Below are 18381 nucleotides of genomic sequence, written 5' to 3' on the forward strand. Positions count from 1 at the left end.
CGCATATGGTGAGGTCCGGCATCGACGGAAGGGGAAGTGATGGGCGCGGGGCACGGGCACAGTCACGGCATGACGGGCGCGGGAGGCACGGCGGGGCCGTCCACCAAGCGGATCCGCAACATGGTGATTGCGCTGGCCATTCTCGTGGTCTTCTTGGTTCTCGAGGCGACGGTCGCGTTGATCATCAACTCTCTCGGCTTGCTCGCCGACGCCGGCCACATGCTCACCGACGTTCTCGGAATGTCGATGGGGCTTGTGGCTCTTCTGCTGGCTCGCAGGGGAAGCGCTGTCGCAGCGCGGACTTTCGGCTGGCATCGTGCGGAGGTGTTGACGGCCATCGCCAACGCCGTTCTGCTGTTGGGCGTAGCCGCGTTCATCATGTACGAGGCGATCGATCGAATAGGCGACGCACCTGAAATCCCCGGTATGGCGCTGATCGTCACCGCGGCAGCAGGTCTGGTCGCGAACCTGGTCGTCATGCTGTTGATCCGCGGCGACGCGAAGGACAGCATCGCGGTGCGAGGTGCCTACATGGAGGTTCTCGCCGACGCCGTCGGCAGCGTCGGTGTGCTCGTCGCCGGTTTCGTGATGGTGGTGTTCGGGTGGACCTGGGCGGATATCGTCGTCGGTGTCCTGATCTCGCTGTGGGTGATTCCGAGGGCAATCAAGCTGGCGGGCTCAGCGCTGCGCATCCTCACTCAGGCGAGCCCCGGTCACGTCGACGTCGAGGCCGTCGAAGCCGATCTTGCTGCGCTACCCGGCGTGGTCGGTGTGCACGATCTGCACGTGTGGACCCTCACCACGGGTATGGACGTCGCGACCGTGCACCTCGAATGCGACGGCTCGGGCCCGGTTCTGCTGGACCGGGCCAAGACGGTGCTCGCGGCCTACGGTCTGGACCATGCGACCGTTCAGGTCGAGCCGACCTCCCATGGATCAGCGTGCAAGAACGAACTCACTTGGTGAACGTCTTCACCGGGCTTCCCGGTCGCCACAACTCGATCTGCATGTGATCGTCGACGAGTGAGGTCAGCACCACTTCGGTGATGTCGAGATCGAAGACGTTGTAGGGCGTCAGTTCCGGCGGTGCTGCATCGAAGATCTTCTGCAGTGCATCGGGGTCGGTCAGTTCGACGGCTGTGCCCGCGATCTTCGCATCGCCACCCTCCATCGAGTGGTGCCCGGGATTACTGTGAACAGCGAAGCGCGGGTCCCGCTTCAGATCTCGGGCTTTGAGCGCGTTGAGCATCGACCCCAAACGCAACTGTCCGTCGACGAACTCCAGTTCCGTTCCGCTGACGCGCGGAGAGCCGTCCTGCCTGAGTGTCGCGAGGACGTGGTGCTTGTGGGCGGAGAACCGCGCAGCCACCGACTTCGCCAGATCGGGCGCGTCGGACTCGAACTCTTTCCATGTCGTCATGTCAGCAGTATGCAGACACATTACTGACACCTTCTGTCAGTAATGTCGGTGTTATGCGCTCCTCGCGGTTGTTGCAGTTGATGCTCTCGCTCCAGCACGGCCGTGCGACGACCGCGCAGGCGTTGGCCGACGAAACCGGGGTGTCGGTGCGCACCATCTACCGGGACATAACCGCGTTGCTCGACGCCGGGGTCCCGCTCTGGACCGAGTCCGGGCCGGGCGGGGGAGTGCGGTTGCTGGACGGATGGCAGTCGAAGCTGTCCGGCATGTCCGGTGTCGAGACGTCGGCGTTGATGTTGCTCGGCGTGCCGTCCGTGGCCGCAGACCTGGGGCTGGCCGACGTCACGGCGGCGGCAGAGACCAAGCTGCTGGGCGCACTGCCGCTGCCGTTGCGCGCCGGCGCGCAGATGTGGCGTGAGCGGTTGCACGTCGACGCCCCGGGCTGGTTCACCGACGTCGAACCGTCCCCGCATCTGAAGGTGATCAGCGCGGCTGTGTTGGCGGGTCGGCAGCTCGACCTCGATTATCGGGGTTCGACGCGCACCGTCGCCCCGCTGGGGCTGGTGGCCAAGGCGGGCGTCTGGTACCTCGTCGCTGCCCGGAGAGACGCCGTTCTGTCGTATCGCATCGATCGAGCCGAAGGGGCCAGGACGCGCACGGAACCGGTGGCCAGGCCCGACGGCTTCGACCTGGCTCGATGGTGGACGGAATCGGCGTCGAAATTCGATCGCGCACTGCTGACCTTCGATTGCCGAGTCAGGTTGTCCGCGAACGCTGTTCGCATTCTCCCTGCTGTCGTCGGTCGTGAAGCAACTCCCGCACTCCCGGACGCCGACGTCGACGGGTGGACGACCGTCGACCTGCGGCTCGAGACGTTCGACGTCGCTCTGGGGCAGCTGACGACGCTGGGAGGTGGCGTCGAAGTGCTGGAACCGGTGGCACTGCGGAGGGCGCTGCACCGGGTGGCGTCGGAGATGGCGTCGCGAAACTCCTGACTGCATTCAACTGAAGTCAGGGTAGTCTCGGGTCATGACAGCGATGACATTGTCGGGTCCCCTCGCCGACCGTGATTCGTGGACGGCGAACCACTGCTCGATCGACAAGGCAATGGGTGTCGTCGGCACACGCTCGGCCATTCTCCTCCTGCGTGAGGCATATTACGGGGCAACACGATTCGATCATTTCGCCTCCCGCGTCGGGATCACCGAGGCCGTGGCGTCGGCGAGGTTGAAAGAGTTGACGGAGGCCGGACTGTTCGTGAAGTCGCCCTACCGGGATCCGGGCCAGCGGACGCGGTACGAGTACCTGCTGACCGAGATGGGAAACGACCTGCTGCCGGTCGTACTCGGGCTCATGCAATGGGGAGACAAGTACCTGCAGTCCGGCCGTGGACCGCTGGTGGTGACAGCCGGCGACGGCCCGGTTCAGGTGGAGGTCAGGAGCGCCGACGGACGGGCGGTCGCTGCAGACGATCTCGAAGTCAGAGCCAGAACCGCATGAGGTAGTTGCCGTACTGCGCGTAGATGTCCGGGACGCCGGAAAGCCCGAAAATCCAGTAGATGGCGTCGAAGAACACCATGTTGACCTGGGGCACGAACAGGAACGCGACGAGGATCAGGATGCCGTACGGCTTGAAATTGGCCAGCGCTCGGCGGGTGTCGTGGGACAGGTTGTTCTCGATCGCGGCGTAGCCGTCGAGGCCGGGAACCGGCAGCAGGTTCAACATCGTGGCCATGACCTGTAAGAACGCCAGAAAGCTCAACCCCCACCAGAATGCGCGATGATCCGAACCCGTTCCCCAGACGCGGATCACGACCAGCAGAATCACCGCGGACACCAGGTTGGCAGCGGGGCCGGCAAGAGCGATTCTGCGCTGAACCCTCGGTTCGAACATTCCGGTGCGGAGATACACCGCGCCGCCGGGAAGACCGATCCCCCCGATCGCGATGAACACCACCGGCAGCACGATCGACAGCAGCGGATGGCTGTACTTCAGCGGGTTCAATGTCAGGTAGCCGCGGAGTTCGACCTCGCGATCACCGGCCCGGAACGCGGTGTAGGCGTGACCGAACTCGTGCAGGCACACCGTCACGATCCACCCGGCCAGGACGAGGACGAACACGCCGATTCGAGCCGAGACATCGGCAGGCGATTGGGCAGTCCACGCCACGACACCGCCGATCACCGCAGCAGCCACGACAGCCAGGAAGACCGGGCTCGGGCGAACGCGTCGACGCCGCAGAGGGAGGCTCACCGGACCAACAACCACTCCACGTGATGGCGGTAGAACGTCGATCGTTTCACTTCTCGGTCGCCGGGGACGCCGTCGCGAGTCAGGCTGGCTGCGTACGCTCCGAGCTGCATGGCGCGGCCGTGGGCCCACCGGTGCGGGAGGAGGCGTCGGCCACCGGTGACGCGGGCCTTGAGCCCGGGCATGTTCGGCGTCGGGACGATCTCGACGGCATGCGCCGTGCCGGAGAACAACTTGGTGTCGTCGACGTAGGCCTCGCCTTCGAGCGCGCGACCGGAAGCACCGTGTACGACGGCCCGGCCGACCACGGCCTTGCCCGCGTCGTCACGGATCAGCGGGGTCGGCGCCGCCGTGCCCGTCATGGCCACCTTCGCGGCCCGCGACCCGGTCCCGAGCCGATAGACATGCGCCGCGGCCGTCGCCGACTCGGGAACGAACGCGACTTCGACGTCGAGGCGATCGGTGCGCATCAGCCTCGTCAACACGGCCGCGAGGGACGCGTCGCCGCCGAGAACGATGACGCGCGGGCCGGGCGACCCGGCGGCCTCGGCAAGCAGGGCGTCGCACTCGTCGTTGGTGGGAATCTCCGACGCCGACGTCAGTGGCACATCCGTCAGCGAGATCGGTAGCGGAGGGTTTCCGCAGTGCAAGACGAACGGTGTCACTGTGCTCCCGTGCAGTTCTGTGGTTGTGGCCTGGTGCTCGGTCTCCACCGTAGCGCCATGACCGGTGCCACACCGCCTCGGCTAGACTGACCCCCCGGCCTGCCTCCACACCTGGAAGCAACCTCCCGTACGTCGAGTACACAGCTAGTTTTTGCACAGAAGAGACACCAGGAGAGCACATGCCGGCGATAGTCCTGATCGGCGCCCAGTGGGGCGACGAGGGCAAAGGCAAAGCAACCGATCTGTTCGGCGAACAACTCCAGTGGGTGGTTCGGTACCAGGGTGGCAACAACGCGGGCCACACCGTCGTGCTCCCCAACGGTGACAAGTTCGCACTCCACTTGATCCCGTCGGGCATCCTGACGCCGGGCGTCAAGAACATCATCGGTAACGGCGTCGTCGTCGACCCGGGCGTTCTGCTGACCGAGCTGGCCGGGCTCGAGGAGCGCAACGTGGACACGTCAGGCTTGCTGCTCAGCGCTGATGCGCACCTGATCATGCCGTACCACGTCGCCATCGACAAGGTCACCGAGCGCTTCCTCGGAGCGAAGAAGATCGGCACCACCGGCCGCGGAATCGGACCCTGCTACCAGGACAAGTTCGCACGCGTCGGCGTTCGTGCAGCCGATGTGTTGGACGAGAAGATCCTCACTCAGAAGGTCGAAGCAGCACTGGAATTCAAGAACCAGGTGCTCTCCAAGATCTACAACCGACGCGCTCTCGACCCGCAGCAGGTCGTCGACGAGGTCTTGGGGCAGGCGGAGAAGTTCAAGCACCGGATCGCGGACACTCGGCTCGAGCTGAACCTCGCTCTCGAACGTGGCGAAACCGTGCTCCTGGAAGGGTCTCAGGGCACTCTGCTCGACGTCGACCACGGCACCTACCCGTACGTGACGTCGTCCAACCCGACGGCGGGCGGCGCGGCAGTCGGCTCCGGCATCGGACCCAACAAGATCACCACCGTCCTCGGCATCCTCAAGGCGTACACGACGCGCGTCGGGTCGGGTCCCTTCCCGACCGAGCTCTTCGACAACTTCGGTGAATACCTCGCGAAGCAAGGCGGCGAGGTCGGCGTCACCACCGGGCGTGCGCGTCGGACAGGGTGGTTCGACGCGGTCATCGCCCGCTACGCGACCCGCGTCAACGGCATCACCGACTACTTCCTGACCAAGCTCGACGTGCTTTCCAGCCTCGATACCGTCCCGATCTGCGTGGCCTACGACGTCGACGGAGTCCGTCACGACGAGATGCCGATGACGCAGACAGGCTTCCACCACGCCAAGCCGATCTACGAAGAGATGCCAGGCTGGTGGGAGGACATCTCCGGAGCGCGCACCTTCGAAGACCTTCCGGTGAACGCACAGAACTACGTACTCAGGCTCGAAGAGCTCTCCGGCGCGCACATGTCCTGCATCGGCGTCGGCCCCGGCCGTGACCAGACCATCGTTCGTCGGGACATTCTGAGCTGATCCCTGAGCTCCCCTCGGAAACCCCACGCCTGACATGGTGTGGGGTTTTCTTTAGGGCTCGTTCCCCGTCACGCGGTCGCTTTACCGACTGCTGGAGACTTGAACACAGGAAATGTAATTAAATCGCTATGTCAACTTCGTTGTTTGAGCGGATACTCGACGCCAAGCACACGAGGAGGGCGTGCAATGTCCACTGAATACAACGGTCTCGATGTTTTCGGTTTTCAGTTCGATCGTTTTGCATACGAACATTCTTGGATCGGTGAGCAGACTGGCGATTTCATGCTCGGACCTCACGGCGGTGGAATGCTCGAATACCAGCACGCCACCGTCTTCGCCCTCCCCGAGGGCGGTGCACATGAGGTGCATGGCCCAATCCTGGAGTGGTATCTCGCGCACGGCGGTCCGTACGGGCCGTTGGGGTATCCCATCAGTGACGAGAAGCCGACGCCGACAGGATTCGGTAGATACAACCTCTTCGAGCATGGGGCCGTTGGATGGTTGCCGGGCAGTGGCGCCTTCGTCATTGGCGGTGCGCGCGAAGACGAGGATGTCCGCCTAGGGCCCGGGGCTGAGCATGTGTCCACCATCGACGCGCCCAGCGGGCAAACTTTTTTGGTGTGACCAACCCGAACGGGCGGTATGGTTCGGGGGTGTTACACAGAGCGCTGGAGTGTAAAACGTTCGAATTACTTATTTCTCGGTCGAGAAAAAGAGTGATTGCAACACCCTTGGAATTGTTTTCGTTTATAACGTTTCGTCATTCTTTAGAACGTCGGTAACGCGCTCCTATTACGATTCGATGATTGGTTCAGTCAGCGCAGAAAGCGCCTGCCATCCAATCGAAAGAAATGAGTCGGGGCATGACCGATCAGGTACAAAAATCCAACAGGAAGCGCAAAGTTCGCGCATTGCTCGCCGGTGGTTTGGTTCTTGGCGTCGGTGCCGCGGTGACACTGGCAGCGTGGTCGGACAACGTGTTCGGCAACTCCGATTTCGCGACGGGTGACGCCCGGTGGGAATTGCAGGGAAACTTCGAGACAACCACGCCTTTGACCGAGGCCGGCTGGGGTGACTACGACATCACTCCCGGTGGCGGGATCGCGTTTCCGATTCCGTTGAAAAACAACCTCACTCCGGGCGATGTCGTCCGCGCGCCCGTGGCGATCCGATTGGCCCCTGGTCAGGAACTCGGGGCGAGCGTGACTCTGGATGCCCCGAATCTCGATGCGGGGAATTTGTTGCAGAATGCTCTCACTTACGGGATCTACAGCGGCGTCACAGCGGCCGACTGCGTGGCGGGCAATGTCGGAGCGGCCACCTTGGTTCCTGTGGGTTCGCCGCTCAGCACCGGCGGTACGTTCACGATTGCGAGTGGGGCCGCCGCTGAGAATGGCACTCCGGTGGAACTTTGCTACGTCGTGACTCTCCCCTCGGGTACCCCCAGTAATGTGTCCGGTTTGCAAACCGGCACCTTGGTGTGGGACTTCCAGGGGACGTCAATCGCGTAATCGATCGTGACATCTGTCCGCTCCAGGCAGCGGCGTGCACTGGCGGCAGGGGGGATGGTCCTTGGGTTCGGGGCTGTTCTCGTTGCCGCCAGTTGGACCGACAATGTACTGGGATTCGCAAATTTCCAATCGGGATCGGGATTCGGAATTCAGTCGAGCGTCAACAATGGTGGGACGTGGACGTCGAACCCCGTGTCCGGTGCAACCAATGCTCTGAGCTTCGCGCCGACCGTGGGTGCAGTGGTTCCCGGATCTGTGTCGTACGCATCGATCCAATTGCGAACCGACAAAGGATCCTCCGCAGCTGGTATCGCCCTGAACGGGGCGACGTTGGCGGGTGACGCTGCTCTCGGTGGTGCCCTTCGTTATCGAACCGTCAAAGTGGCAACCCTGGCGACGCCGTGCGACGCAGCAGCGTTCGGGGCGCCGTCGTCCACGTGGATTGTCGGCAGCTCAGGCGCCGCGCCCCTGACGACGTCGTCCGGACCGGCCGTCTTCACCTTGCCTGCGGCGACTCCGACAGTGGAAGGCGCCGCGAGCAAAGTGTGTTTCGAGATATCACTGCCCCCGATCCCCGCCAACTGGACGAATGCAGCGTTGCAGAACAAGCAGTCGAAGCCCGACTGGGCCTTTGTCGGAACCTCGTAGGAAAGACACGATGACGCAAGCACGGCACAGCACATCCTCGCGTTCGGCGTGGTCGAGAATTGGTGACTGGTTCCTGAACATCCTCGCGCTCGGCGGTGTGGTGTGCATCGGTCTGGTGATCTGCGCTTTCGCGTTCAACATCACGCTGATCATGTTCAAGACCGGGTCGATGTCACCTGCCATTCCGGCCGGCTCGTTGGCAGTGGTCCAGCGTGTTCCTGCGGCGTCCGTAGAGGTAGGAGATGTCGTAACGGTCGACCGGGTGAACGAACTGCCGGTGACGCATCGGGTTGTGACCGTAGATGCGCTTCCCGAGTCCGGCAAAACTTATCTGGAGCTCAAAGGCGACGCGAACGAGTACGCCGACCAGGGGCTCTACGAGGTCACCGAGGTACGGAAAGTCCTGTGGTCGGTACCTGGCCTGGCGCGAGTGATCGTGTACTTCTCCAATCCAATCGTGCTCGGCGGCATCACGATCGCGATGGCAGGACTGGTGGTGGCCGTGTTCTGGCCGAGGCGTTCAGACGGCTCCGGCACCGAACCCTCTGCCGTCAACTCAGGCGTCGAGGTGGAGTCACGCTGATGGTGGGAAAAAGGCGGCGTTCAGTCCTCACCCTGGGGATTGTCGCAGTGCTGATGACAGCTTCGCTCGGGCAGTCACGAGGATTTCTCGCCGAGACCGAGGCGTCGTGGACCGACGCAGAACACACATCCGCGTCGGTGACGTCGGGGGCGTGGCCGACTGCCGGGTACGGCATTGGCTCTGCTGCACGACTGACCAGCGCGGGGGGCGTGTCGATACTCCCGACGAACCCCACCCCGCTGCCCTGGAACGGTGCTCGAAACACCCACGATGCAACATTGCCTGGTACCTCGACCGTTCCTGGAACCGGCCCGTTTGCGACTTCTGCGGTTGCGCGAGTGAATCAACTCGTAATGTCAGGTGCGGCCTCGGCCTCGGCGGTGGGTGCGACTGCATGCGCCTCATATGTCCTCGGCGCTACGGGGGTTCCCAGTTACTGCACCACCGTTGGAACGCCGACCGCGAGTGCATCGGCGTCGGTCACTTCTCTGCGATTGACTGGCAGCATCGTGGCTTTGAGCCTGCTCGGGGTCATCAGTCTAGTCAATACGGACATCGTCACGATCAGCACTGCCGCGCAGGCGATCACAGCCTCCGTCGGCTGCGACCTCGTGAACGGGACGAACACTTCGACCCGGCCCGCGGCAGGGAATGTCACTGGTCCCAATCCAAATGGAAGCGTGTTGGTCGGGGGTACCTCCGTGAGGATTCCCAATGCCAACTCGACGACGACAGTTGCGTCGATAGTCGACGGACTCGTCGGATATACAGGCGTTCAACTCAGCAGTACAACCTCGGCTGCGAATGTCGCTGCAGGGTTCAGCAAACTGACCTTGTCCGGAACAGTGAGTTTGCTCAGTCTGGGGCTGCTTTCGATGACCTTCTCCATCGACCTCGTCAACGCGCAATGCGGATCCGGATCAACGCCGGCCGCCCTAGATGCCTCGCAACCGCTGGCGCGCGTCGCCACGCAGCCGGAAGCGTCTGCCGTAGTGGCTACGTCGGTGCCAGTCAGCTCGGTGCAGGCGACGAGCGAGCCCGAGACTACTACTCCGAGTGCTACATCGCCGTCGACCGACGATGCTGTTGCCGCACCTGCGCCCGAGACGACGACAACGACGGGACCTCCTGCCGTCGAGGTAGCGGAACCGTCTCCAGTCGAGACAACCGAACCTCCACCGCCCCCAACGACGACGACCGCACCGACGCCCACGACGACCACAACGTCCGAGCCACCGGAACCGCCGACTGTGTTCACCGGACCGACCGAGGGGAACGTCGAGGTGTTGACGTTCGCGGATGATGTCGTATGCACCGCATCTTCAGAGGCTGACTACACCGGGATCGTCGAACTCACTTGTGACGACGGAACGTCGATCACCGCCGTCGGTTCGGCATTGACCCCGGCGCAAGTCGCGGCAGCAACCGTCGATGGAGTGTGGGCGCCGGTCCTGACCGCGGAAGGCGCAGCAAGGCCCGTCGTCGCAGCGATTCGCGGATAGATTGGGTTTCCACTGCACACAAACTCGCAATGTAGGGCCGGATGGGGCTTCTAGGGACGATTTGTGTGCGATGTGGCGCGCTCAGAACAGCGTCGGCTCCCCGAAGCCGGGAACGCCTTCGATGGCGAGGAGTTTTTGTTTCGTCGATGCCCCTCCGGGAGCCGAGAAGCCGCCGACCTCACGGCCGGCGCCGAGGATTCGGTGGCACGGGATGATCACCGGCACCGGATTGCGGCCGAGCGCACCGCCAACTGCCTGCGCAGCGCCCGGATGTCCTAGCCGCGCAGCAACAGCGCCGTACGTCATCGTCGAACCCCGGGGAATAGCCCGGGCCACGTCGTAGACGGCGTTGTCGAAGTCGGAGACATCGAGAATCACCGGAACGGCCGAAAGGTCGGGGTTCCCGCCGTCGAACAGAGCCGCGATGCCCTCGATGGCTACAGGGGCAACGCCGTCCGGGTCGCCGGGGAGGGGGTCGAAGCCGGTCAGGTAGTCGATCAATCGGTCCTCGGACTCGGGCAGTGCGACGGCAGTGACGCCGCCGGAGTTCCAGGCCAGGCCGCACCGCCCGAGGGACGTGTCGAACAGGGTGTACGGCATGAGTCCAGTATGGACTGCGTCGAAACTGGACTTCGATCCGAAGGCCAGTAGGATCGAGAAATGGCGATACGGGTGCTCAATGCAACGTCGATGGCGCGCGACCTTGGACGGTGGCGAACCGACGCCGAGGATGCGTCCGGGCGCAAGCGCACGTCCCGCCCCACGTACCGGGCCCTGGCCGACGGGATCAGGCTGCTCATTCACGACGGCCGGATTCCGCTGGGAGTCGGACTGCCGAGTGAGCGGGATCTGTCGTCCGCGCTCGACCTGAGCCGTACGACGATCACGTCGTCCTATGCCGTGCTGCGCGAAGAGGGTTATCTGATCAGTAAACAAGGCGCCCGCAGCACCGTCGCGCTGCCGGACATGGCGAAGCCCAACGGGTTGCTGGTGCAGTCTCGCTCGACCGGGCCGGTCATCGACATGTCCCATGCGGCGATGGCGGCGCCGACGGACGCCATGCTGCATGCGTACAACTCTGCGCTGCAGGCACTCCCGGCCTATCTGTCCAATCACGGTATGGAACCGATCGGGCTGTCGGTGTTACGTGAATCCATTGCCCGACGGTTCGTCGAGCGCGGGTTGCCGACGACCCCGGATCAGATCATGGTCACTTCCGGTGCGCAGCAGGCAGTTCGGTTGTTGCTTGGCACCCTGACGTCACCGGGGGATCGGGTTCTGATCGATCACCCGACGTACCCCAACGCGCTGGAGGCGATCAGGCGCGTCGGCGCTCGCCCGGTCCCGGTTCCGATCAGGCCGGAGGGGGAGCCGTGGGATCTCGACGGAATCCGCAGTGCCGCACGGCAGACCGCGTCCAAGGTCGCATACATGATTCCGGATTTCCACAATCCGACGGGCCGTTGCCTTCCCGCCGACGGTCGGGCCGAGCTCGCCAAGATCGCCAGGGACACGTCGATGACGCTGATAGTCGACGAGACCATGGTCGATCTGTGGCTGGATGCGCCTCCTCCGCCGCCCGTCGCGTCGTTCGGGCGCGTGTCCGGCACGGATGTGGTGACGATCGGATCGGCGTCGAAATCGTACTGGGGTGGGCTGCGCATCGGATGGATTCGAGCCAACCCGTCGTTGATCAGCAGGCTTGCTGGATCGCGAGCTGCGCATGATCTGGGCACGTCCGTCATGGATCAGCTTGCCGCAGGTTTCCTGTTGCAGGACGCGGATGCCATTCTCGACACCCGCCGCGAGCAGTTGCGTGAACGTCGTTCGGTGCTGGAATCCGCTCTTGCGGAGCATCTTCCGGACTGGACGTACCGTCGGTCGACGGGCGGAATGTCTCTGTGGTTGCAGATCCCGACGCCGGTATCGAGTGCGCTCGCCGCGACGGCGCCGACGTTCGGCGCCGTTCTCGCGGCAGGCCCCCGGTTCGGAGTGGAGGGTGCGTTCGAGCGTTTCCTCCGCCTGCCCTACACACGGGAGCCCGCGGAGATCACCGCGGCCGTCGTCGCGACCGCGAGTGCTTACGCTGCCCTGGCGCCGAGCGCGGACGACCGAGAGCCCGCGCTCGTCTTCTGATGTGAGTACTCATGTAGGCCCTGGCCTACATAAGTACTCACAGCCAGACCGACTCCGGATCGACCGCAGTCGACGCGGGCGCGGTGGGGATTCCGTTGGGGGTGCGGGAGAATCTCGGTGCCGGCCGGTGCTGGGTGACGCCGCCGACCTCGATCAAAGTTTCGCGCGCGGCCAGATGCCTGTGGTCCGATGCTTCGCCGAACGTGAGGATCGGCGAGACGCAGGCGTCTGTCCCGTCGAAGATCGCGGCCCACTCGTCGCGCGTCTTGGTCTTGAACACCCGCGTGAAGATCTCACGCATCTCGGGCCAGCGGTCGCGATCGCCCTGGCCAGGCGTAGTGGCAGGATCGAGTTCGAGCAGACGGAGCAGCTCGGCGAAGAACTGCGGCTCGAGCGCTCCGACGGCCATGTGCTTGCCGTCAGCGGTTTCGTAGGTGTCGTAGAAAGGCCAGCCGGTGTCGAGCATGTTGACGCCGCGCTCGTCCGACCAGGCGCCGACGCCGCGTAGGCCCCAGATCATGTGCGACAGCGCCGCGGTGCCGTCGACCATGGCCGCGTCGACCACCTGGCCCTTACCGGATGTCTGACGTTCGAACAGTGCGGCGAGGATACCGAAGATCAGGAACATCGATCCACCACCGAAGTCACCCACCATGTTCAGCGGCGGCACCGGGCGCTCGCCCTTGCGGCCGATGGCGTGCAGTACGCCCGTCACCGAGATGTAGTTGATGTCGTGGCCCGCCGCGGACGCCCACGGTCCATCCTGTCCCCATCCGGTCATGCGGCCGTAGACGAGCTTGGGGTTGCGCTCCAGTGCGACGTCGGGACCGAGACCGAGGCGCTCGGTCACGCCCGGTCGGAATCCTTCGATGAGGACGTCCGCACGTTCGATCAGACCCAGAATTCTCTCGACGTCCGCCGGGTCCTTGAGGTTGGCTTCGACGAGGGTGCGACTGCGCAGCTGCTGATCGTGCTCGGAGATCTGGCCGGCGCGCTGGACGCGCACGACGTCGGCTCCCAGGTCGGCCAGCAGCAGGGCGGCATGGGGGCCGGGCCCGATTCCTGCAAGTTCGACGACTCGAAGTCCTGTCAGCGGTCCACCGGTACTCGACACGTATTCCTCGTTCCGATCAGTAAGGCGTAAGCGAATCGAGGTTAACTTAGCGTGGCAGGGGGCGCGAGGGAACCCCGAGGCCGTGGATAATGAGCTGCGTGAGCGCAGGAGACGAAGCAGTACGGATCGGTACACCTCTGACGTCGGGAGCCACGCGAGTGATGCTTCTCGGCGCGGGCGAGCTCGGCAAGGAGGTGATCATCGCGTTCCAGCGCTTGGGCGTCGAGGTCATTGCCGTCGATCGATACGACAACGCACCAGGTCACCAGGTCGCCCATCACGCCTTCACGATCGACATGAGCGATCCGGAGCAGCTTCTGGCCTTGATCGACGCTCAGCAACCTGACTTCGTCGTCCCCGAGATCGAGGCCATCGCAACCGATGCTCTCGCCGAGGTCGAGAGTCGTGGCAGGAGTGTTGTCATTCCGACGGCGCGGGCGACGCAGCTGACCATGAATCGCGAGGGAATCAGGCGACTCGCGGCCGAGGAGTTGGGACTTCCGACGTCGCCCTACGCCTTCGCCGACTCGCTCGAGGATGTTCGCAGCTCTTTGGACTCCATCGGCTATCCAGCCGTCATCAAGCCCGTCATGTCCTCGTCGGGGAAGGGGCAGTCGGTCGTCCGCGGCCCCGAGGATGTCGCCGCGGCATGGGACTACGCCTTGAAGGGCGGACGCGTCGACCTCGGTCGGGTCATCGTCGAAGGGTTCGTCGATTTCGATTACGAGATAACGCTTCTGACCATCAGATCGACGGCGGGTACGGATTTCTGCGAGCCGATCGGGCACCGTCAGGAGTCCGGTGACTACGTCGAATCGTGGCAGCCGCAACCGATGTCGGACGTCGCGCTCGCTGCGGCAAAGGACGTGGCGGACAAGATCACCACTGCTCTCGGAGGGCGAGGCCTGTTCGGCGTCGAACTGTTCGTTCAGGGCGACAACGTGTATTTCTCCGAGGTCAGCCCTCGTCCACACGACACCGGGTTGGTCACGCTTCGTACGCAACGGTTTTCGGAGTTCGAACTGCACGCCCGTGCCATCCTCGGACTCCCGGTGGACACCACGCTCGTCTCGCCGGGCGCGTCGGCGGTCGTCTACGGCGGCGTCGATGCAGAAGGGATCGCCTTCGACGGAGTCGCCGACGCGTTGGCCGTGCCGGAGACCGATGTGCGGCTGTTCGGTAAGCCGGAGAGCTTCGTGCGTCGACGGATGGGCGTTGCGGTGTCGACGGCGTCCGACATCGATTCGGCTCGTGCGCGGGCAACCGAGGCTGCAGGCAAGATTCGTCCCGTCACGTGAGTGCCTGGGGGGAGGTACTGGTCGCGTTGGCGATCCTCGTGGGATTGGTCGGGATCGTCGTGCCGATTCTGCCCGGTGTGATTCTGATCTTCGCGGCAATCGCGGTGTGGGCGTTCGTGACCGGCGGCAGCGCAGCCTGGGTCGTGTTCGGCATTGCGACGGTTCTGCTGGTCGCCAGTGGCGTCGTGAAGTACACCTGGCCGGGTCGAAGGATGAAGGACGCAGGCATCCCGACGCGTTCGCTGGTGGTCGGCGGTCTCGTCGGCATCGTCGGGTTCTTCGTCATTCCCGTCGTCGGCTTGTTCGTCGGTTTCATCCTCGGGACGTATGTTGCTGAACTGCCACGTCATCGCAATCACAGTGAAGCGTGGAGATCGACGGTGCACGCCACGAAGGCCGCGGGGCTGTCCATTCTCGTCGAACTGTTCGGGGCACTGCTCGCGACCGGTGTGTGGCTCGGAGCTGCGATCTTCATTTGACCCGGTACCAAGACCGGGCATTGCCGCCGAGGACCGCGGGAAGGTCGCCTCCCACTGCGTCGGCGACGAGGTCGATGTCGGACTCCAGGAACCGTCGGGGCGCTCGGGTGCCGGGCAGGTCGGTGCCGAACATGAGGGCAGCAGGGTCGACGGCGTGGATCTTCTTCATGGCGTCGACGATGTCCATGTCGATTCGGCCGAATGCGGAGGCTTTCACCCGGACGCCACGCTCGACGAGGTCCAGTAGATAGGGCAGCCCCTGCGCGGACATTCCGAGGTGGTCGATGCTCACCGCGGGGAGCTTGGACAGGATCGGTTCGAGCGAGAGCAGCATCGAGGCTTCGACGTACAGTTCCGCGTGCCAGCCGACCAGTTCGTGTGCTCGTCGGGCCTGCGCGGTGAGTGTCTGGACGTCCGTCGCGCCTCGTTTGAAGTTGAGCCTGATGGCACGGACGCCTGCTCGATCGAGTTCGACGATCTCGTCGTCGGACGTGTCGGGATCGAGTTGGGCGACGCCTACCCAGCTGGGTCCCAGCGCCTGCAGTGCGGCCACCAGGTATGCCTGGTCGGTGGTGTGGAACGACGAACTGATGACGGCGCCGCCGGTGATTCCGAGGCCGTCGGTGTCGCGGTCGTAATCCTCGATCGTGTACGGCTCCGGTGGGTATCCCTGATTCTCGACCAGCGGGAATCGCGGGTCGAGGATGTATCGGTGGGCGTCGAACACAAGGGACAGCATGCCAGCAATGCGATTTCGACACCCGGGGACCCGCGCCGGTGTTTGAATGCGAAACATGAGAGCTGAAGCAGAAATCGTCCTCGACGGATACACCTTCCTCGAGTGTCCGCGATGGCGGGACGGTCGAATCTGGGTGTCCGACTTCTACAGCCAGAAGGTGGTGTCCGCTCGCGGTGACGGATCCGATGTCCGTGTCGAGGCGGAGGTGCCGCAGCAACCGTCGGGACTCGGATGGCTGCCGGACGGCAGGTTGATCGTGGTCTCGATGCGAGATCAGAAGTTGCTCCGGCGTGAGGACGACGGCTCGCTCGTCGAGCACGCAGATCTGTCGTCGTACGTGAAGGCGAACCTCAACGACATGCTCGTCGATGATCGGGGACGAGCCTACGTCGGCAATTTCGGCTTCGATCTGATGAACCTGGCGACTCCGGACACGGCCGATCTGTTGCGGGTAGATCCCGACGGCTCGGTGCACGTCGTGGCGAAGGATCTGTACTTCCCGAACGGGATGGGTCTGACGCCCGACGGGGAATTGGTGGTCGACGAGACGGTCGGCAACCGCATCAGCGCCTTCGCGGTGCATCCGGACGGTTCGTTGGGGGATCGTCGCGATTGGGTGAAGTTCGCAGAATTGCCGGACATGACGTCGATGGAGACGGCGCTGGGCCAGCTGTCCGTTGCGGCCGACGGCTGTGCGATGGATACGGACGGCTCGCTGTGGGTGGCGGACGCGCTGGGCCAGCGGATCGTGCACGTCGTCCCAGGCAAGGGAATCGTCGATCAGCTCGAGTTCGACACCGGGGTGTTCGCGTGTGGCCTGGGCGGTGACGACGGCCGGACTCTGTACGTCTGCGCGGCTCCGGACTTCAACGAGCACCAGCGCAAGGTCGAGACGGAAGGGAAACTTCTGGCGGTGCGGGTCTAACCGCCGTGAGTAGGAAACGCACAGCGCTCTGTGCGTTTCCTACTCACGCGTGAATCAAGCCTTGTCCGGCTCGGAAGCGCGGAGCATGTCCTCGCGTTCGACGACCTTGACGCGTTCGCGGCCTTCTGGTTCGCCGAGGGAGCGTTCGTGGGCGTCGAGGCGGTACCAGCCGTCCCAGGTGGTGAAGGGGACCTTCTTGTCTTCGAGGAACGTCGTGACCGCGTCCAGATCGGGGTCGGTGGCGCCGGTGAAGTTCGGTGCGTCCTCGAGGAGGTTGGCGACGGTTTCGTTGGCGTCGCCCTTGGTGTGACCGATCAGGCCGACGGGTCCACGCTTGATCCAGCCGGTGACGTAGGTGGCCGGGACCGGGGTGGTCGAGGACGGGGACTCCACGACGCGGCCTGCTTCGTTGGGGATGGTGCCGGCTTGGTCGTCGAAGGGGAGTTGGGCGATGTTCTGGGAGAGGTAGCCGACGGCGCGGTAGACCGCTTGGACGTCCCAGTCGTTGTAGGTGCCGGTGCCGCGGACGTTGCCGGTGCCGTCGAGTTCGGTGCGTTCGGTGCGTAGTCCGACGACCTTGCCGTTCTCGCCGAGGATTTCGGTGGGGGATTCGAAGAAGTGCAGGAACAGTTTGTGGGGGCGGTTGCCGACGTCGCGGATGGCCCAGTCCTGCAGGGTGTTGGCGACCATGTCGACCTGCTTGGATCCGCGGCGGGCGGCTTCGGAGCCTTCGTCGTAGTCGATGTCCTCGGGGGCGACGATGACCTCGATGTTGGGGGAGTGGTCGAGTTCGCGGAGTTCGAGGGGGGTGAACTTGGCTTGCGCGGGTCCGCGGCGTCCGAAGACGTGGACTTCGAGGGCCTTGTTGGCTTTGAGGCCTTCGTAGACGTTGGCGGGGATTTCGGTGGGGAGGAGTTCGTCGCCGGTCTTGGCGAGGACGCGGGCGACGTCGAGGGCGACGTTGCCGACGCCGAGGACGGCGACTTTCTCGGCGTCGAGGGGCCAGGTGCGGGGGACGTCGGGGTGGCCGTCGTACCAGGAGACGAAGTCGGCGGCGCCGTAGCTGCCGTCGAGGTCGATGCCGGGGATGTTCAGTGCGCGGTCGGCGTTGGCGCCGGTGGAGAAGATGACGGCGTCGTAGAAGCGGCGCAGGTCGTCGAGGGTGATGTCGGTGCCGTAGTCGATGTTGCCGAGCAGGCGGACCTGGGGCTTGTCGAGGACCTTGTGCAGGGCGGTGATGATGCCTTTGATGCGGGGGTGGTCCGGTGCGACGCCGTAGCGGATGAGGCCGAAGGGTGCGGGCATGCGCTCGAACAGGTCGATACTGACATCTGTGTCGGACTTCATGAGTGCGTCGGCGGCGTAGATGCCTGCGGGTCCGGCGCCGACGATGGCGACGCGGAGTGGACGAGTCTGATCGGTCATGTGCAGCGAACTACCTTCGTCGAGGGCATGTACGGACACCCCAGCATAAATTAAGTGTTACCTGATCTGGGCTGGTGGTCGTCACTCAAGGCTACGTCGCACTCCGGGCACACTCCAAGGCATCCGGACTTGAGCTATTTCCCGGTTTCAGGTAGGAATTGCATCATGCAGACGACATTCCTGGTCCGGCGAATCGCCCTGGACCTTTGTCGTACC

At 64.1% G+C, this 18381-nt stretch carries 21 protein-coding genes; 13 read left to right on the forward strand and 8 right to left on the reverse strand.

Annotated features, from left to right (window positions below):
- Positions 1-39 precede the first annotated feature (39 nt).
- The gene (locus ACFULT_RS12000; RefSeq protein ID WP_094720559.1) at positions 40-966 is read left to right on the forward strand and encodes a cation diffusion facilitator family transporter; all 927 of its coding nucleotides are present in this window, start codon (positions 40-42) and stop codon (positions 964-966) included.
- Here ACFULT_RS12000 and ACFULT_RS12005 read toward each other — a convergent pair.
- On the reverse strand, positions 956-1420 hold the full coding sequence (locus tag ACFULT_RS12005) for a pyridoxamine 5'-phosphate oxidase family protein (protein WP_378481548.1): 465 nt from the start codon (positions 1418-1420) through the stop codon (positions 956-958). The two genes, ACFULT_RS12000 and ACFULT_RS12005, sit on opposite strands and share 11 nt — an antisense overlap.
- Before the next feature lie 53 nt (positions 1421-1473).
- On the opposite strand from ACFULT_RS12005, the gene ACFULT_RS12010 reads away from it, so the two are divergent.
- The gene (locus tag ACFULT_RS12010) at positions 1474-2415 is read left to right on the forward strand and encodes a YafY family protein (protein WP_037112321.1); all 942 of its coding nucleotides are present in this window, start codon (positions 1474-1476) and stop codon (positions 2413-2415) included.
- A gap of 34 nt (positions 2416-2449) precedes the next feature.
- Positions 2450-2920, forward strand: a complete 471-nt coding sequence (locus tag ACFULT_RS12015) for a winged helix-turn-helix transcriptional regulator (protein ID WP_378481549.1) — start codon at positions 2450-2452, stop codon at positions 2918-2920.
- Here ACFULT_RS12015 and ACFULT_RS12020 read toward each other — a convergent pair.
- Both ACFULT_RS12020 and ACFULT_RS12025 read right to left on the reverse strand, forming a co-directional pair.
- Positions 2901-3674, reverse strand: a complete 774-nt coding sequence (locus ACFULT_RS12020) for a site-2 protease family protein (RefSeq protein ID WP_378481550.1) — start codon at positions 3672-3674, stop codon at positions 2901-2903. The two genes, ACFULT_RS12015 and ACFULT_RS12020, sit on opposite strands and share 20 nt — an antisense overlap.
- Positions 3671-4336 (reverse strand): hypothetical protein, encoded by a 666-nt coding sequence (locus ACFULT_RS12025; protein ID WP_378481551.1) that lies wholly within the window; start codon positions 4334-4336, stop codon positions 3671-3673. The genes ACFULT_RS12020 and ACFULT_RS12025 overlap by 4 nt, the downstream gene beginning before the upstream one ends.
- Positions 4337-4515: 179 nt before the next feature.
- On the opposite strand from ACFULT_RS12025, the gene ACFULT_RS12030 reads away from it, so the two are divergent.
- The 5 genes from ACFULT_RS12030 to ACFULT_RS12050 all read left to right on the forward strand — a co-directional run bounded on the left by ACFULT_RS12030 (position 4516) and on the right by ACFULT_RS12050 (position 8547).
- Positions 4516-5805 carry an adenylosuccinate synthase gene (locus ACFULT_RS12030; protein ID WP_378481552.1) on the forward strand — a complete coding sequence of 430 codons (1290 nt, stop codon included), beginning with the start codon at positions 4516-4518 and terminating at the stop codon, positions 5803-5805.
- 186 nt (positions 5806-5991) lie between these two features.
- Positions 5992-6429: an LGFP repeat-containing protein gene (locus ACFULT_RS12035; RefSeq protein WP_037112312.1), complete on the forward strand. Its 438-nt coding sequence runs from the start codon at positions 5992-5994 to the stop codon at positions 6427-6429.
- A gap of 239 nt (positions 6430-6668) precedes the next feature.
- Positions 6669-7316, forward strand: coding sequence for a SipW-dependent-type signal peptide-containing protein (locus ACFULT_RS12040; RefSeq protein WP_037112311.1), 648 nt, complete (start codon positions 6669-6671; stop codon positions 7314-7316).
- A gap of 6 nt (positions 7317-7322) precedes the next feature.
- Positions 7323-7964 (forward strand): hypothetical protein, encoded by a 642-nt coding sequence (locus tag ACFULT_RS12045; RefSeq protein WP_378481553.1) that lies wholly within the window; start codon positions 7323-7325, stop codon positions 7962-7964.
- 10 nt (positions 7965-7974) lie between these two features.
- Positions 7975-8547: a signal peptidase I gene (locus ACFULT_RS12050; protein ID WP_378481554.1), complete on the forward strand. Its 573-nt coding sequence runs from the start codon at positions 7975-7977 to the stop codon at positions 8545-8547.
- A 433-nt stretch (positions 8548-8980) separates the two neighbouring features.
- On the opposite strand, the gene ACFULT_RS12055 is transcribed toward ACFULT_RS12050, so the two are convergent.
- Positions 8981-9205, reverse strand: a complete 225-nt coding sequence (locus ACFULT_RS12055) for a hypothetical protein (protein ID WP_141216405.1) — start codon at positions 9203-9205, stop codon at positions 8981-8983.
- 43 nt (positions 9206-9248) lie between these two features.
- Between ACFULT_RS12055 and ACFULT_RS12060 the strand changes: the two genes are divergently transcribed.
- The gene (locus ACFULT_RS12060; RefSeq protein WP_378481555.1) at positions 9249-10049 is read left to right on the forward strand and encodes a hypothetical protein; all 801 of its coding nucleotides are present in this window, start codon (positions 9249-9251) and stop codon (positions 10047-10049) included.
- Positions 10050-10130: 81 nt separating this feature from the next.
- On the opposite strand, the gene ACFULT_RS12065 is transcribed toward ACFULT_RS12060, so the two are convergent.
- Positions 10131-10649, reverse strand: coding sequence for a methylated-DNA--[protein]-cysteine S-methyltransferase (locus tag ACFULT_RS12065; protein WP_378481556.1), 519 nt, complete (start codon positions 10647-10649; stop codon positions 10131-10133).
- 60 nt (positions 10650-10709) lie between these two features.
- On the opposite strand from ACFULT_RS12065, the gene ACFULT_RS12070 reads away from it, so the two are divergent.
- Complete coding sequence (locus ACFULT_RS12070; RefSeq protein WP_378481557.1) at positions 10710-12185, forward strand: PLP-dependent aminotransferase family protein; 1476 nt, start codon at positions 10710-10712, stop codon at positions 12183-12185.
- A 37-nt stretch (positions 12186-12222) separates the two neighbouring features.
- Here ACFULT_RS12070 and ACFULT_RS12075 read toward each other — a convergent pair whose 3' ends face one another.
- On the reverse strand, positions 12223-13299 hold the full coding sequence (locus tag ACFULT_RS12075) for a CaiB/BaiF CoA transferase family protein (protein WP_378481558.1): 1077 nt from the start codon (positions 13297-13299) through the stop codon (positions 12223-12225).
- 89 nt (positions 13300-13388) lie between these two features.
- On the opposite strand from ACFULT_RS12075, the gene purT reads away from it, so the two are divergent.
- Complete coding sequence (gene purT, locus ACFULT_RS12080) at positions 13389-14597, forward strand: formate-dependent phosphoribosylglycinamide formyltransferase (protein ID WP_378481559.1); 1209 nt, start codon at positions 13389-13391, stop codon at positions 14595-14597.
- Positions 14594-15076 carry a DUF456 domain-containing protein gene (locus ACFULT_RS12085; RefSeq protein WP_094720570.1) on the forward strand — a complete coding sequence of 161 codons (483 nt, stop codon included), beginning with the start codon at positions 14594-14596 and terminating at the stop codon, positions 15074-15076. Before purT ends, ACFULT_RS12085 begins: the two co-directional genes overlap by 4 nt.
- Here the strand turns inward: ACFULT_RS12085 and ACFULT_RS12090 are convergent.
- The gene (locus ACFULT_RS12090; protein WP_037112299.1) at positions 15069-15815 is read right to left on the reverse strand and encodes an amidohydrolase; all 747 of its coding nucleotides are present in this window, start codon (positions 15813-15815) and stop codon (positions 15069-15071) included. The two genes, ACFULT_RS12085 and ACFULT_RS12090, sit on opposite strands and share 8 nt — an antisense overlap.
- Positions 15816-15861: 46 nt before the next feature.
- Between ACFULT_RS12090 and ACFULT_RS12095 the strand changes: the two genes are divergently transcribed.
- Positions 15862-16740 carry an SMP-30/gluconolactonase/LRE family protein gene (locus tag ACFULT_RS12095; protein WP_037112297.1) on the forward strand — a complete coding sequence of 293 codons (879 nt, stop codon included), beginning with the start codon at positions 15862-15864 and terminating at the stop codon, positions 16738-16740.
- A 54-nt stretch (positions 16741-16794) separates the two neighbouring features.
- Here the strand turns inward: ACFULT_RS12095 and ACFULT_RS12100 are convergent, their stop codons facing one another.
- Positions 16795-18165 carry an FAD-dependent oxidoreductase gene (locus ACFULT_RS12100; RefSeq protein ID WP_037112296.1) on the reverse strand — a complete coding sequence of 457 codons (1371 nt, stop codon included), beginning with the start codon at positions 18163-18165 and terminating at the stop codon, positions 16795-16797.
- Between the last annotated feature and the right edge of the window lie 216 nt (positions 18166-18381).

The sequence above is a fragment of the Rhodococcus sp. NPDC057297 genome (assembly GCF_042667435.1).
Lineage (GTDB): Bacteria > Actinomycetota > Actinomycetes > Mycobacteriales > Mycobacteriaceae > Rhodococcoides.

Excerpts from the sequence above, each read along its gene's own strand:
- ACFULT_RS12000 (WP_094720559.1), top strand. The coding sequence starts at position 40 with ATGGGCGCGGGGCACGGGCACAGTCACGGCATGACGGGCGCGGGAGGC.
- ACFULT_RS12005 (WP_378481548.1), bottom strand. The coding sequence starts at position 1,420 with ATGACGACATGGAAAGAGTTCGAGTCCGACGCGCCCGATCTGGCGAAG.
- ACFULT_RS12010 (WP_037112321.1), top strand. The coding sequence starts at position 1,474 with ATGCGCTCCTCGCGGTTGTTGCAGTTGATGCTCTCGCTCCAGCACGGC.
- ACFULT_RS12015 (WP_378481549.1), top strand. The coding sequence starts at position 2,450 with ATGACAGCGATGACATTGTCGGGTCCCCTCGCCGACCGTGATTCGTGG.
- ACFULT_RS12030 (WP_378481552.1), top strand. The coding sequence starts at position 4,516 with ATGCCGGCGATAGTCCTGATCGGCGCCCAGTGGGGCGACGAGGGCAAA.
- ACFULT_RS12035 (WP_037112312.1), top strand. The coding sequence starts at position 5,992 with ATGTCCACTGAATACAACGGTCTCGATGTTTTCGGTTTTCAGTTCGAT.
- ACFULT_RS12040 (WP_037112311.1), top strand. The coding sequence starts at position 6,669 with ATGACCGATCAGGTACAAAAATCCAACAGGAAGCGCAAAGTTCGCGCA.
- ACFULT_RS12050 (WP_378481554.1), top strand. The coding sequence starts at position 7,975 with ATGACGCAAGCACGGCACAGCACATCCTCGCGTTCGGCGTGGTCGAGA.
- ACFULT_RS12065 (WP_378481556.1), bottom strand. The coding sequence starts at position 10,649 with ATGCCGTACACCCTGTTCGACACGTCCCTCGGGCGGTGCGGCCTGGCC.
- ACFULT_RS12070 (WP_378481557.1), top strand. The coding sequence starts at position 10,710 with ATGGCGATACGGGTGCTCAATGCAACGTCGATGGCGCGCGACCTTGGA.
- purT (WP_378481559.1), top strand. The coding sequence starts at position 13,389 with ATGAGCTGCGTGAGCGCAGGAGACGAAGCAGTACGGATCGGTACACCT.
- ACFULT_RS12090 (WP_037112299.1), bottom strand. The coding sequence starts at position 15,815 with ATGCTGTCCCTTGTGTTCGACGCCCACCGATACATCCTCGACCCGCGA.
- ACFULT_RS12095 (WP_037112297.1), top strand. The coding sequence starts at position 15,862 with ATGCGAAACATGAGAGCTGAAGCAGAAATCGTCCTCGACGGATACACC.
- ACFULT_RS12100 (WP_037112296.1), bottom strand. The coding sequence starts at position 18,165 with ATGACCGATCAGACTCGTCCACTCCGCGTCGCCATCGTCGGCGCCGGA.